Origin of the sequence: Escherichia sp. TW14182 (genome assembly GCF_000208525.1) — a bacterium.
Taxonomy (GTDB): Bacteria; Pseudomonadota; Gammaproteobacteria; order Enterobacterales; family Enterobacteriaceae; genus Escherichia; species Escherichia ruysiae.
The window spans coordinates 1-13,852 of record NZ_AEJZ01000352.1; the positions used below are offsets into that span (position 1 = coordinate 1).

The following is a 13,852-nucleotide window of genomic DNA, read 5'->3' on the forward strand; positions in this document are numbered from 1 at the left end:
CGCATCAGGCAATTTTGCGTTTGTCATCAGATTTAATCCGGGCATGATAGCCCGGATTTCCATCAAGATTAGCGACGAACAGCGATCGCTTCGATCTCAATCTTCACGTCTTTCGGCAGACGGGCAACTTCAACGCAAGAACGTGCCGGGAAGGTGGCGTTGTGTTCGGTGAAGAAGGCTTCGTAGGTAGCATTAACGGTTGCGAAGTCGTTCAGATCTTTCACAAACACGGTGGTTTTAACGATGTCGCCCACTTTCAGGCCAGCGGCTTCGACGATCGCTTTTACGTTATCCAGCGACTGACGTGCCTGTGCAGCGACGTCTGCCGGTACTTCGCCCGTTTTCGGATTTACCGGGATCTGACCGGAGGTGATGATCATATTGCCCAGATCAACGCCCTGTACGTAAGGACCGATAGCTGCCGGTGCATTTTCCGTCGCGATAGTTTTGCTCATGATTTCTCCTTTATTACAGCGGTAAAAAGTCTGGCTCATTATAGGGAGCCAGACTTTTATTACCAACCGCAATTAATTGGCCAGCACCACATTATGGGAAAACTCTTTTTCACAGTATTTGCATTTGAGCGCGATGTCATTGGCGCGTTTTCGCACGGCAAAGCTGGAAGAAACCGGTTCGGCATGGCTGATACAGTTGCTGTTCGGGCAGACCAGCACATTGTCGATGCGCTCCGGCAGACTGGGGCGCGATTTACCCACCACTTCATAGTTGTCGATACGGTTAACCGTGGCTTGCGGTGCATACAATGCCAGTTGATCTACCTGATCTTCACTCAAAAAGGTATTTTCGATTTTGATCAGATCTTTGCGGCCCATCTCGCCAGAAGGCAAGTTCAGACCGATGGTGATGCGCTGATCCGTTTCGGTCAGCTTGAACAGACTCAACAGCTTAAAACCGATCTGGGCGGGGATATGGTCAATTACCGTGCCGCGTTTAATAGCTTCAACCTGCAATTTATTATCATGTGTCATCTCAATTTCCCCTTACAGTACCAGATCGCGATTCAGAACCAGTGCCAGTAACGCCTGGCGAGCGAAAATCCCATTGCCTGCTTGCTGGAAGTACCAGGCGTGCGGCGTTTTATCGACATCCGTCGCAATTTCATCAATACGCGGCAGCGGATGCAGCACTTTCATATTGGCTTTGGCGTTGTGAAGATCGCTGGCGCGCAGGACAAACTGCGCTTTTACGTTGGCGTATTCGGACGGGTCCAGGCGCTCTTTTTGCACGCGGGTCATATACAAAATGTCCACTTCCGTCATCACTTCTTCAATGGAACTATGCAGGCTCCAGGCGATACCTTTATCATCAAGCATGTCCAGAATGTACTGCGGCATTGCCAGCGCATCCGGGGCGATGAAGTAGAAACGGTTGCCGTCGAATTTCGCCAGCGCCTGGGTCAGGGAGTGAACGGTGCGACCATATTTCAGGTCGCCGACCATTGCGACACGAAGATTGTCCAGACGTCCCTGGGTTTCCTGAATGGTGAACAGATCCAGCAAGGTTTGCGTCGGATGTTGGTTGGAACCATCACCGGCGTTCAGCACCGGCACATTGCCGGAAAACTCGGTTGCCAGGCGCGCCGCACCTTCCTGCGGATGGCGCATCACAATTGCATCGACGTAAGTGCTGATAACCGAGATGGTATCAGCCAGCGTTTCACCTTTTTTTCCCAGTGAGGTGTTTGCGCTGTCAGAGAATCCCACCACGCTGGCACCCAGGCGGTGCATCGAGGTTTCGAAAGAGAGGCGGGTGCGGGTTGATGCTTCGAAGAAGCAACTGGCAATCACTTTATGTTTCAACAACTCTGGTTGCGGGTTTGCTTTCAGTTTCGCCGCTGTCGCCAGCACCAGATTAAGGTCATCGCGACTAAGGTCATTTATGGAAATGATGTGTTTTTGATATAGCGGATTAGCCATGTTTATCTCCTGACGCCTGGGCAAAAAAAAGCCCCTCGATTGAGGGGCTGGGAATGGGTGATCAACGGGAAGAAAAACGGCAGGCCAGCGTCTTTTTTCAGACGCGGTAAGACAAAATGTCGAACACACTGAACCATACATCCTCCCGGCAAATTGTCCGGCATTATACTCAGCCAGAAAGTGGGATCAAGCGATTAATGCAAGAAACTTCCAAGGTAAACGATTGTTGTGAATTTATATGCTTCAAATTTGAATTTATAACGAAATGAATTTAGGGGGGAATGTGGGGGGAAAATATGCGCTGGCGCAATCAGGCGGCAAAAAATGCTGGTATGGCAGTAAGGAATTACGTATAACAAGAGAAATGAAACGATGTTTTAATTGAGGGAATGAAAAAATGATCATCGGAAATATTCATAATCTCCAGCAATGGTTGCCGGAAGAATTACGTCAGGCGATTGAGTATATTAAAGCGCACGTTACGGCAGAAACGCCAAAAGGTAAGCACGACATCGAAGGCAACCGTCTGTTTTATCTTATCTCTGAAGATATGACCGAGCCGTATGAAGCACGCCGCGCCGAGTACCATGCCCGCTATCTCGATATTCAGATTGTGCTAAAAGGGCAGGAAGGCATGACCTTCAGCACACAACCTGCGGGCACGCCGGATACCGATTGGTTAGCCGATAAAGACATCGCCTTTTTGCCAGAAGGTGTTGAGGAGAAAACAGTTATCCTCAATGAAGGCGACTTTGTCGTGTTCTATCCGGGTGAAGTACACAAGCCACTGTGCGCAGTGGGCGAGCCAGCCCAGGTTCGCAAAGCGGTTGTGAAAATGCTGATGGCGTAAGTGGATTATGCCGGAGGCGACGTTACGCCGCCTCCGGTACTGGCGTTATTGGGCGAGCGTCGCAACCATTACCGCTTTGATGGTATGCATGCGGTTTTCCGCCTGATCAAAAACAATACTGGCGGCAGATTCAAAGACCTCATCCGTCACTTCCATCCCACCGTGCAGGCCAAACTCTTCTGCCATCTTTTTACCTAGCGTCGTTTGGTCGTCATGAAACGCGGGCAGGCAGTGCAGGAATTTGACGTCTGGATTACCGGTTAACTGCATCATTTTGCTATTCACCTGATAATCACGCAGTAATGCAATACGTTCTGCCCATTTCTCTTTCGCTTCCCCCATCGATACCCACACATCGGTGTAAATAAAGTCGGCACCTTTAACGCCTGCTGCGATATCTTCTGTCAGCGTTATATTCCCGTCATTTTGCTGTGCCAGGGCGCGGCATTCCGTAACCAGCGAAGCTTCCGGCCAGCACGCTTGTGGCGCTACCAGGCGTAAATCCAGACCGGTCAACGCCGCAGCTTCCAGCATTGAGTTACCCATGTTGTTGCGTGCATCTCCGGCATAAACCAGCGTCATCTCATTGAACGCTTTACCTGGTAAATGCTCCTGCATGGTCAGCAAATCCGCCAGAAGCTGTGTAGGATGAAACTCATTAGTCAGGCCGTTCCATACCGGCACACCTGCATATTCCGCCAGCGTTTCGACAATCTCCTGACCATAGCCGCGATACTGAATACCGTCATACATGCGACCAAGCACGCGGGCGGTATCTTTAATCGACTCTTTATGGCCAATCTGGCTGCCGCTGGGGCCGAGATAAGTGACGCGAGCACCCTGGTCATATGCGGCAACTTCGAAAGAGCATCGGGTACGGGTCGAGTCTTTTTCGAAGATGAGCGCGATATTTTTACCTGTGAGTCTGGCTTCTTCTTTGCCGTTTTTCTTATCGGCTTTCAGCTTCGCAGCTAACTGCAGCAGGCTGTTGAGTTCAGCTGGCGTGAAATCGAGTAATTTCAGGAAATGTTTATGATAAAACCCGGACATAGATCCCTCCTGTGGCTAACGCCGTAATGAATTAAAATTCAATTTATATGGATGATTATTCATTTGCAAGTCTAAAACATAAATCTTTGTCACAAAGGTGGAGGCAATGTCAGTGGTGTGTGACAATAAGAGTATCGGCAGGACATTAAGAGGAATGAGCCATGGCAAACCCGGAACAACTGGAAGAACAGCGTGAAGAAACGCGTTTGATTATTGAAGAATTACTGGAAGATGGCAGCGATCCGGACGCGCTGTACACCATCGAACATCACCTTTCCGCAGACGATCTGGAAACCCTGGAAAAAGCAGCGGTTGAAGCGTTTAAACTCGGTTACGAAGTGACCGATCCGGAAGAGTTGGAAGTGGAAGATGGCGATATCGTAATTTGCTGTGACATCCTCAGCGAATGCGCGTTGAATGCCGATCTTATCGACGCCCAGGTTGAGCAATTGATGAACCTGGCAGAGAAGTTCGACGTTGAATACGACGGTTGGGGCACTTACTTTGAAGATCCTAACGGCGAAGATGGCGACGATGAAGATTATGTCGACGAAGATGATGACGGTGTTCGTCACTAATTAATTGATTAAAATGCCCGCTAGTACACACTAGCGGGCATTTTTTTAGAGTTTACGCAGCATCCGCACTTCACAATCGACATGGCCCGTGCAACCAAGTGCGTAATCGATATGTTGAAAACCTAAATGTTCATACAAACCAATCGCTTCTTTTAAAAAAGCGGTCGTTTCCAGATAGCAGCGTTTGAAGCCCATTTCTCGCGCCTGCTCCATCGCCATTAAGGCCAGTTTTTTCGCCAGTCCTTTACCGCGAATAGCAGGAAGAAAATACATCTTTTGCAGTTCGCAAATGTCCGATTCACTACCTGCTAATGGCGCAATCCCGCCGCCACCCACCACTTCGCCATTGTATTCAACTACCCAATACGCATGACTGGGCTGACTATACACTTGATACAATTCGTCGAGATTGGGATCGGCGACGGTGTAGCCTTTATCAGCGGTAAGACCGTATTCTGCGGATACCTGGCGGATGACGCTGGCGATAGCGGGATTATCGGCGGCAGTAAGTTTGCGCAAACGGAGCGCGGGAGAAGTGACAACATTCATAGCATAGCTCAATTTCAAATGTATGATTTATAGCTCACTTTAATACCACCCTCGCTTATGCGGTGCAAGAAGAAGATAAATCAGAAAATATTAAGCATATATCTCTTTGAGAAAGCGTATTCTAGGCGTACCAGTATTAATTTACTGGGATTATTATCTATATGAATGGAATTTATTTTAGGGATATGATTCATGAATGGTGTAAACGTCGGGAAAGATAACTCTCGTCACTCATTTGTTTTTACAGGCAAAGGTGGTGAGTATTTTCTTATTTGTCTTGTGAATTTTTTACTGACAATTATTACTCTGGGAATATATGGGCCGTGGGCATTGGTGAAATGCCGTCGTTATATTTATCAACATGTGACACTCAATGGGCAACCATTTAGTTATAAGGGAACTGGTGGTGCCATTTTCGTTAGCATGTTCCTTATTATTGTCGTTTATCTTCTCAGTATTTCTTGTTTTTCAGGCCAGCACTTTGTTCTTGGTTTTCTCCTGTTTGCTCTCTTGAGCTGCGGTATTCCTTGCATGGCAGTGAAGAGTCTACAATATCAGGCGAACATGACCTCACTGAATGGCATTCGCTTTGGCTTTAACTGCTCGATGCTCCGTGCATGGTGGGTTATGTTAGGTCTGCCTGTTTTGTTGGCGTTAGCGTTTTGGTTCGCACTGTATCTTATTGCGCAATTGACGACATCGATAGGAGGATTATTCTTTAACTTAGTCGCGTTAAGTTTGCTTTCTGCCATCGGGCTGGGTGTCGTCAATGGTATAACCTACAGTAAATGGATGCCATTGCTGGGTAACAATGCAACTTTTGGCATTCATAAGTTTTCTGTTCAGGTAAACGTAAAAGAATGCATTAAAGGTTGTATGCTCGCAATATTAACCATGGTTCCTTTCATCATTGTGATTGGTATTATGATTGCGCCAGTATTTCAGCAGGTAATGATGATGACCATGTTGGGTAGGTCTGATGCTGGTGGTGAGCTTGTATTGCAATATTACCCACAGATTATGGCTTCTTATTTCCTTTATTTTGTTGCGATTTTTGTTTTTGCCAGTTATCTCTATGTCACGTTACGTAGTTTGTTTCTGAATAACCTGACACTGGCAAATGGAACAATTCGTTTTCATTCGTCCGTTACCACGTTCGGTGTGCTTTTACGCATGTTTGCGGTATTAATGGGTTCTTCAATTACCTGTGGACTGGCTTATCCTTGGCTGAAAATGTGGATGATTAGCTGGATTGCCAATAATACCCATGTGCAGGGTGACCTTGATTCACTGGCGTTAGCGAATGATGAAAAACCGCAGGATAGCGGTCCGTTAATGTGGATATCTCGCGGTATTATGCCGTATGTTCCGTTTATCTAAATAAAAAGGCCGGAGCATTCTCCGGCCTTCGTTTTCACTGTGCGTATTACAGCGCGGCAATAACCGCCTGTTGTTCAATCAGCTTCGCTTTCGCTTCCGCATAACCTTCCAGCTTCTCACGCTCTTTCGCGATGACCGCTTCCGGTGCACGTGCGACAAAGCCTTCGTTCGCCAGCTTGTTCTCGATACGGCTGATTTCACCTTCAATCTTCGCCACTTCTTTTGCCAGACGCGCCAGCTCATCTTCTTTGTTGATGAGTCCAGCCATCGGGATCAGCAGCTCAGCGCCGTCGACGATCTTAGTAACGGAAACCGGACCTTTGTCATCGGCAGGCAGCACGGTGATGCTTTCCAGACGTGCCAGCGTTTGCAGGAAGCCACGGTTTTCATTTACGCGACGTTCTGCATCCGCGCTGCAACCACGCAGCAGCAGCTCCAGCGGTTTGCCCGGAGCAATGTTCATTTCTGCACGGATGTTACGTACCGCAACGATCGCCTGTTTCAGCCACTCGGTGTCGGCCAGCGCCGCTTCATCAACCTGAGATGCATCGTACTGCGGGAACGGTTGCAGCATGATGGTATCAGCGGTGATGCCGCAAAGCACTTTCACACGCTGCCAGATAGTTTCGGTGATGAACGGAATGATCGGATGCGCGAGGCGCAGCAGACCTTCCAGTACCGTAACCAGCGTGTGGCGAGTACCGCGCAATTCGGCCTCAGTTCCACCGTTCATTACCGGCTTGGTCAGCTCCAGATACCAGTCACAGAACTGGTTCCAGGTGAATTCATACAGAATGCCTGCGGCGATATCGAAGCGGAAACTATCCAGTGCTTCGCGGTACGCTTTGATGGTTTGGTTGAACTCCGCCAGAATCCAGCGATCCGCCAGCGACAGCGTCATTTCGCCACCGTTGAAGCCGCAATCCTGACCTTCTGTGTTCATCAGCACAAAGCGGCTGGCGTTCCACAGTTTGTTACAGAAGTTACGGTAACCTTCCAGACGCTTCATATCCCAGTTGATGTCACGACCGGTAGAAGCCAGCGCCGCCAGGGTGAAGCGCAGCGCGTCAGTACCGTGCGGCTCAATGCCGTTCGGGAACTGCTTCTCGGTGCGCTTACGGATTTTGTCCGCCAGCTGCGGCTGCATCATATTACCGGTACGTTTTTCCAGCAGTTCTGGCAGCGAAATACCGTCGACCATATCCAGCGGGTCAATCACGTTACCCTTGGATTTAGACATCTTCTGGCCTTCGTCGTCACGAATCAGACCGGTCATGTAAACAGTGTGGAACGGCACCTGCGGTTTGCCATTTTCATCTTTGATGAAGTGCATGGTCATCATGATCATGCGGGCAATCCAGAAGAAGATGATGTCGAAGCCAGAAACCATCACGCTGGTCGGGTGGAACTGACGCAGGGCGTCGGTGTTTTCCGGCCAGCCGAGCGTAGAGAAAGTCCACAGCGCGGAAGAGAACCAGGTGTCGAGAACGTCTTCGTCCTGACGCAGCGCGACGTCCGCACCGAGGTTATTTTCTTTACGCACTTCGTCTTCGTTGCGGCCAACATAAACGTTACCCGCTTCGTCATACCATGCCGGGATACGGTGACCCCACCACAGTTGACGAGAGATACACCAGTCCTGAATATCGCGCATCCAGGAGAAGTACATGTTTTCGTACTGCTTCGGTACGAACTGAATATCGCCGTTCTCAACCGCTTCAACCGCCGGTTTCGCCAGTACATCGGCACGCACGTACCACTGGTCAGTCAGCATCGGTTCGATAACCACGCCACCACGGTCGCCGTAAGGAACGGTCAGATCGTGCGGTTTAATTTCTTCCAGCAGGCCGAGCGCGTCAACCGCAGCAACGACTGCTTTACGCGCAGCAAAACGCTCGAGTTTCTGGAACTCTGCCGGGATTTCGCTGGAATAAACGTCGGATTCGTTGCCTTTGGTATCGAACACCTGGGCGCTTTCACGGATATCACCGTCAAAGGTCAGGATGTTGATCATCGGCAGGGCGTGACGTTTACCCACTTCATAGTCGTTAAAGTCGTGCGCCGGAGTGATCTTCACGCAGCCGGTGCCTTTTTCCATGTCGGCGTGTTCGTCACCAACGATCGGAATACGACGGTTAACCAGCGGCAGAATGACAAATTTGCCAATCAGATCTTTGTAACGCGGATCTTCCGGGTTAACAGCCACGCCGGTGTCGCCCAGCAGGGTTTCCGGACGGGTAGTCGCAACGACCAGATAATCTTTGCCATCAGCAGTTTTCGCGCCGTCAGCCAGCGGATAGCGGATATGCCACATCGAACCTTTCGATTCGCGGTTTTCCACTTCCAGGTCAGAGATAGCGGTGCGCAGTTTCGGATCCCAGTTTACCAGGCGCTTACCACGGTAAATCAGATCTTCTTTATACAGACGAACGAAAACTTCTTTCACCGCATTGGACAGGCCTTCGTCCATGGTGAAGCGTTCACGCTCCCAGTCGACGGAGTTGCCGAGACGGCGCATCTGACGGGTAATCGTACCGCCGGATTCCGCTTTCCATTCCCAAATTTTGTCGATGAAAGCTTCGCGGCCGTAGTCGTGACGGGTTTTACCTTCTTCTGCGGCAATCTTGCGCTCAACGACCATCTGGGTAGCGATCCCTGCGTGGTCAGTACCGACCTGCCACAGGGTATTTTTACCCTGCATACGCTGATAGCGGATCATGGTATCCATGATGGTTTGCTGGAAGGCGTGACCCATATGCAAACTGCCGGTGACGTTCGGCGGCGGGATCATGATGCAGAAACTTTCCTGGCTTTCATCGCCATTAGGCTTAAAGTAGCCCTGCTTTTCCCAGTGCTCGTAAAGCGGCTGTTCGATATCTTGTGGGTTATATGTCTTTTCCATTATTTCCAGGTTGCCGTATTCAGGTTGAAACCAGCCACGCGGTAGGCTTTATAGCGTTCGCGCGCCAGTTGTTTCAGAGAATCTTCATAAGGAACGAAGTCTACCACTTCTGTGAAAGCGGTGGCAAAATCTGCAAAGCTTGTTCGCAGACTAATCAATATATCGCGCGGGCTGCTGCTACGTTTTTGCGGCCAGGCGATCTCCACCGGCGCGCCGCCGCGCGGTCCTTCTCCCGCTAAATTGTGCGGAACAAAACTTTCTGCCGGACGCGCCCACAGGGCTTCATCCAGCCGGTAAGCCTGTTTTTCATCTTCACAGGCGATGAGCACGCGCTTACCGCTGCGCCAACGTTCTGCGGCAATTTCACACACCAGTTGCTCAACGGCGCTTAAGCCATCGACGGAGGTGTCATTGTCCAGAAGGTAGAACGTTGCGTTTTTCATATATGGGGCTTCTTGTGGTGGATTTAAATATTGCTGCATTCCTCACCCTGAAAGATGAGCAATGAATTTCTATTGCGCTCGATCGGTTCCCTCTCCCTTAGGGAGAGGGTTAGGGTGAGGGTAAAACGCAAACTTACTCTTCGCCGTTAAATCCGGCGCGGTTCAGCAGGAACTGTGCCAGCAACGCTACCGGACGACCGGTTGCGCCTTTTGCTTTACCAGAACGCCAGGCGGTTCCCGCGATATCCAGGTGCGCCCAGTTGTACTTACGGGTAAAGCGCGACAGGAAGCAACCTGCGGTAATCGCCCCGCCAGGACGTCCGCCAATGTTCGCCATATCGGCAAAATTGGATTCCAGTTGTTCCTGGTACTCGTCACCCAGCGGTAAACGCCATGCGCGGTCGCCAGACTGCTCAGACGCGGCAATCAGCTCATGGGCCAGCGGATTATGGTTCGCCATCAGGCCGGTGATGTGATGACCCAGCGCGATCACGCAGGCACCGGTCAGCGTCGCCACATCAATTACCGCTTCCGGCTCAAAACGTTCAACATAAGTTAATACATCGCACAGCACCAGACGGCCTTCGGCGTCGGTGTTCAGCACTTCTACGGTTTGACCGGACATAGTGGTTAACACATCGCCCGGACGATAGGCACGACCGCCAGGCATGTTTTCGCAGCCTGCCAGTACGCCGATAACGTTAATCGGCAGTTGCAGCTCTGCAACCATGCGCATCACGCCGTAAACCGCCGCCGCGCCGCACATATCGTACTTCATCTCATCCATGCCTTCTGAAGGCTTGATGGATATACCGCCGGAGTCGAAGGTTAAACCTTTACCCACCAGCACAATCGGGCGCGCATCTTCCGACGCGTTGCCTTTGTACTCAATCACCGACATCAGCGATTCGTTTTGCGAACCCTGCCCCACCGCCAGATAGGAGTGCATCCCCAGCTCTTTCATTTGCTGTTCGCCGATAACGCGGGTGATGACATTCTTGCTGTAGCTGTCAGCTAACTGGCGCGCTTGTGAAGCGAGGTAAGCGGCGTTACAGATATTCGGCGGCATATTGCCGAGATCTTTCGCGGCTTTGATCCCGGCGGCAATCGCCAGACCGTGCTGGATCGCGCGCTCACCGCTGGTCAGCTCACGGCGGGTCGGCACGTTGAACACCATTTTACGCAGCGGACGACGCGGTTCGCTCTTGTTCGTTTTCAGCTGATCGAAACTGTAGAGCGTCTCTTTTGCCGTCTCGACAGCCTGACGCACTTTCCAGTAGTTGTTACGGCCTTTAACGTGCAGTTCAGTCAGAAAGCAGACCGCTTCCATTGAGCCAGTATCATTCAGCGTGTTAATGGTTTTCTGAATAACCTGCTTGTACTGACGCTCATCCAGCTCACGTTCTTTGCCGCAGCCAATAAGGAGGATGCGCTCGGAAAGCACATTTGGCACATGGTGCAGCAACAGGGTCTGCCCCGGTTTTCCTTCCAGTTCGCCCCGACGCAGCAGGGCGCTGATGTACCCATCACTGATCTTATCGAGCTGTTCTGCAATCGGAGAAAGGCGACGTGGTTCGAAGACGCCCACGACGATGCAGGCACTCCGCTGTTTCTCCGGGCTACCGCTTTTTACACTAAACTCCATGCACTACGCTCCTGAATCTTAAAGACAACGGCGGTGGCTACAGATAGAATTGCAAGCTTTCGTAACTCATGTCCGCTGTTGCGATGACTTCGTGTTAATCTTAACGTTATTACGGCATTGGCACGTCAGAACAAAATCTGAGAGGTGAATCCGTTGAGTATAATTATCTTAGCGACGATTTCGACGACTCAAGAGAATAAATGACGTTTAAGCCATGAAACAAGCTAAAATCCTGCAAAAGACGAGTTTTTACGGGCGTATTTAAAGTGATAATCATAAGATATCTGGTGCGGGAGACGCTCAAAAGCCAGCTGGCGATACTCTTCATCTTGCTTTTGATCTTCTTCTGTCAAAAGTTAGTGAGGATCCTCGGCGCAGCGGTTGACGGCGATATTCCGGCGAACCTGGTGCTCTCCCTTCTCGGGTTGGGCGTGCCGGAAATGGCGCAGCTTATCCTGCCATTAAGCCTGTTCCTCGGGCTGCTGATGACGTTGGGTAAACTGTATACCGAAAGTGAAATTACGGTAATGCATGCCTGCGGCCTGAGCAAAGCGGTTCTGGTGAAAGCGGCAATGGTTCTCGCGGTGTTCACGGCGATTGTCGCGGCGGTTAACGTCATGTGGGCGGGGCCGTGGTCATCGCGTCATCAGGATGAGGTGCTGGCAGAAGCGAAAGCTAACCCAGGCATGGCGGCGCTGGCGCAAGGGCAATTCCAGCAAGCGACCAATGGCAGCTCGGTGCTGTTCATCGAAAGCGTTGACGGCAGCGACTTCAAAGATGTGTTCCTCGCGCAAATTCGACCAAAAGGTAATGCACGTCCTTCTGTGGTGGTGGCCGATTCCGGACATTTAACCCAGCTGCGCGACGGCTCCCAGGTCGTCACTCTCAACCAGGGAACGCGCTTCGAAGGCACTGCACTGTTACGTGATTTCCGCATTACGGACTTCCAGGATTATCAGGCGATCATTGGTCACCAGGCGGTGGCGCTCGACCCGAACGATACCGACCAGATGGACATGCGTACATTGTGGAACACCGACACCGATCGCGCCCGTGCGGAGCTAAACTGGCGTATCACGCTGGTATTCACCGTGTTTATGATGGCGTTGATGGTCGTACCGCTGAGTGTGGTTAACCCGCGTCAGGGGCGTGTACTGTCGATGCTGCCTGCCATGCTGCTGTATCTGCTTTTCTTCCTGATCCAGACCTCCCTGAAATCGAACGGCGGCAAAGGTAAGCTGGATCCGACGCTGTGGATGTGGACCGTTAACCTGATTTATCTGGCTTTGGCGATTGTTCTCAACCTTTGGGATACGGTGCCGGTTCGCCGCCTGCGCGCCAGTTTTTCGCGTAAAGGAGCGGTGTGATGCAACCTTTTGGCGTACTTGACCGCTATATCGGTAAAACTATTTTCACCACCATCATGATGACGCTGTTCATGCTGGTGTCGCTCTCCGGCATTATCAAATTTGTCGATCAGCTGAAAAAAGCCGGGCAGGGGAGTTACGACGCGTTAGGCGCAGGAATGTATACCCTGCTGAGCGTGCCGAAAGATGTGCAAATCTTCTTCCCGATGGCGGCTCTGCTGGGTGCGTTGCTTGGTCTTGGGATGTTGGCGCAGCGCAGCGAACTGGTGGTGATGCAGGCTTCTGGTTTTACCCGTATGCAGGTAGCGTTGTCGGTAATGAAAACCGCCATTCCGCTGGTATTGCTGACGATGGCGATCGGAGAATGGGTCGCGCCGCAGGGCGAGCAGATGGCACGTAACTACCGTGCGCAGGCGATGTACGGCGGCTCGTTGCTCTCTACCCAGCAAGGCTTATGGGCAAAAGATGGCAACAACTTTGTTTACATTGAGCGGGTTAAAGGTGACGAAGAGTTAGGGGGTATTAGTATTTATGCCTTTAACGAAAATCGTCGTCTGCAATCTGTGCGCTATGCCGCTTCCGCGAAGTTTGATCCTGAACATAAAGTCTGGCGTCTGTCGCAGGTTGATGAATCTGACCTGACCAATCCAAAACAAATCACCGGTTCTCAGACCGTGAGCGGCACCTGGAAAACCAACCTCACGCCAGACAAACTGGGCGTGGTGGCGCTGGATCCGGATGCACTCTCCATCAGCGGTTTGCACAACTATGTGAAGTATCTGAAGTCGAGCGGTCAGGACGCCGGACGTTATCAGCTCAACATGTGGAGCAAAATCTTCCAGCCGCTATCCGTGGCGGTGATGATGCTGATGGCACTGTCGTTCATCTTCGGTCCACTGCGTAGCGTGCCGATGGGCGTGCGCGTGGTTACCGGTATCAGCTTTGGTTTTGTGTTCTATGTACTGGATCAGATCTTCGGCCCGCTGACGTTGGTTTACGGCATCCCGCCGATCATCGGCGCACTGTTGCCAAGTGCAAGTTTCTTCTTAATCAGCCTGTGGCTGTTAATGAGAAAATCGTAACCAGATGAGTGAAGAAAGGGAGCGAAAGCTCCCTTTTACATTGTTGGCAAAGTGCGCTTTGTTCATGCC

Annotated in this window: 15 protein-coding genes; 6 read left to right on the plus strand and 9 right to left on the minus strand. The window is 51.0% G+C overall.

What is annotated here, in order from left to right; translation table 11 throughout:
- Positions 1–68: 68 nt before the first annotated feature.
- The 4 genes from ridA to pyrL form a co-directional block, all read right to left on the minus strand.
- Complete coding sequence (gene ridA / locus EQY_RS0121550; RefSeq protein ID WP_000047539.1) at positions 69–455, minus strand: 2-iminobutanoate/2-iminopropanoate deaminase; 387 nt, start codon at positions 453–455, stop codon at positions 69–71.
- Between the two features lie 72 nt (positions 456–527).
- Complete coding sequence (gene pyrI, locus EQY_RS0121555; RefSeq protein WP_000148581.1) at positions 528–989, minus strand: aspartate carbamoyltransferase regulatory subunit; 462 nt, start codon at positions 987–989, stop codon at positions 528–530.
- A 12-nt stretch (positions 990–1,001) separates the two neighbouring features.
- Positions 1,002–1,937: an aspartate carbamoyltransferase gene (pyrB, locus tag EQY_RS0121560; RefSeq protein ID WP_000013051.1), complete on the minus strand. Its 936-nt coding sequence runs from the start codon at positions 1,935–1,937 to the stop codon at positions 1,002–1,004.
- Positions 1,938–1,939: 2 nt separating this feature from the next.
- A complete protein-coding gene (pyrL, locus tag EQY_RS0121565; RefSeq protein WP_001296693.1) occupies positions 1,940–2,074 on the minus strand; it encodes a pyr operon leader peptide in 135 nt (44 codons plus the stop codon).
- A 260-nt stretch (positions 2,075–2,334) separates the two neighbouring features.
- On the opposite strand from pyrL, the gene tabA reads away from it, so the two are divergent.
- Positions 2,335–2,787, plus strand: coding sequence for a toxin-antitoxin biofilm protein TabA (gene tabA / locus EQY_RS0121570; protein WP_000583474.1), 453 nt, complete (start codon positions 2,335–2,337; stop codon positions 2,785–2,787).
- 45 nt (positions 2,788–2,832) lie between these two features.
- Here the strand turns inward: tabA and argF are convergent, their stop codons facing one another.
- Positions 2,833–3,837 (minus strand): ornithine carbamoyltransferase, encoded by a 1,005-nt coding sequence (argF, locus tag EQY_RS0121575; protein WP_000012895.1) that lies wholly within the window; start codon positions 3,835–3,837, stop codon positions 2,833–2,835.
- Positions 3,838–3,998: 161 nt separating this feature from the next.
- On the opposite strand from argF, the gene rraB reads away from it, so the two are divergent.
- Positions 3,999–4,415, plus strand: coding sequence for a ribonuclease E inhibitor RraB (gene rraB, locus EQY_RS0121580; RefSeq protein ID WP_000002947.1), 417 nt, complete (start codon positions 3,999–4,001; stop codon positions 4,413–4,415).
- Between the two features lie 45 nt (positions 4,416–4,460).
- On the opposite strand, the gene EQY_RS0121585 is transcribed toward rraB, so the two are convergent.
- On the minus strand, positions 4,461–4,964 hold the full coding sequence (locus tag EQY_RS0121585) for a GNAT family N-acetyltransferase (RefSeq protein WP_010346276.1): 504 nt from the start codon (positions 4,962–4,964) through the stop codon (positions 4,461–4,463).
- 192 nt (positions 4,965–5,156) lie between these two features.
- Here EQY_RS0121585 and EQY_RS0121590 point away from each other — a divergent pair, with 192 nt between their 5' ends.
- Complete coding sequence (locus EQY_RS0121590) at positions 5,157–6,344, plus strand: YjgN family protein (protein WP_001014714.1); 1,188 nt, start codon at positions 5,157–5,159, stop codon at positions 6,342–6,344.
- 46 nt (positions 6,345–6,390) lie between these two features.
- Here the strand turns inward: EQY_RS0121590 and valS are convergent, their stop codons facing one another.
- The 3 genes from valS to pepA form a co-directional block, all read right to left on the minus strand.
- Positions 6,391–9,246, minus strand: a complete 2,856-nt coding sequence (gene valS / locus EQY_RS0121595) for a valine--tRNA ligase (protein WP_000416362.1) — start codon at positions 9,244–9,246, stop codon at positions 6,391–6,393.
- Positions 9,246–9,689 carry a DNA polymerase III subunit chi gene (gene holC / locus EQY_RS0121600; protein WP_024212697.1) on the minus strand — a complete coding sequence of 148 codons (444 nt, stop codon included), beginning with the start codon at positions 9,687–9,689 and terminating at the stop codon, positions 9,246–9,248. Before holC ends, valS begins: the two co-directional genes overlap by 1 nt.
- Before the next feature lie 133 nt (positions 9,690–9,822).
- A complete protein-coding gene (pepA, locus tag EQY_RS0121605) occupies positions 9,823–11,334 on the minus strand; it encodes a leucyl aminopeptidase (RefSeq protein WP_000397144.1) in 1,512 nt (503 codons plus the stop codon).
- A 153-nt stretch (positions 11,335–11,487) separates the two neighbouring features.
- On the opposite strand from pepA, the gene ytgA reads away from it, so the two are divergent.
- From ytgA to lptG, 3 genes are all read left to right on the plus strand, one after another.
- On the plus strand, positions 11,488–11,538 hold the full coding sequence (gene ytgA / locus EQY_RS27010) for a protein YtgA (protein WP_211180521.1): 51 nt from the start codon (positions 11,488–11,490) through the stop codon (positions 11,536–11,538).
- Positions 11,539–11,600: 62 nt separating this feature from the next.
- Positions 11,601–12,701: an LPS export ABC transporter permease LptF gene (lptF, locus tag EQY_RS0121610; protein WP_000584137.1), complete on the plus strand. Its 1,101-nt coding sequence runs from the start codon at positions 11,601–11,603 to the stop codon at positions 12,699–12,701.
- Positions 12,701–13,783: an LPS export ABC transporter permease LptG gene (gene lptG / locus EQY_RS0121615; RefSeq protein ID WP_010346283.1), complete on the plus strand. Its 1,083-nt coding sequence runs from the start codon at positions 12,701–12,703 to the stop codon at positions 13,781–13,783. Before lptF ends, lptG begins: the two co-directional genes overlap by 1 nt.
- The last annotated feature ends 69 nt before the right edge of the window (positions 13,784–13,852 follow it).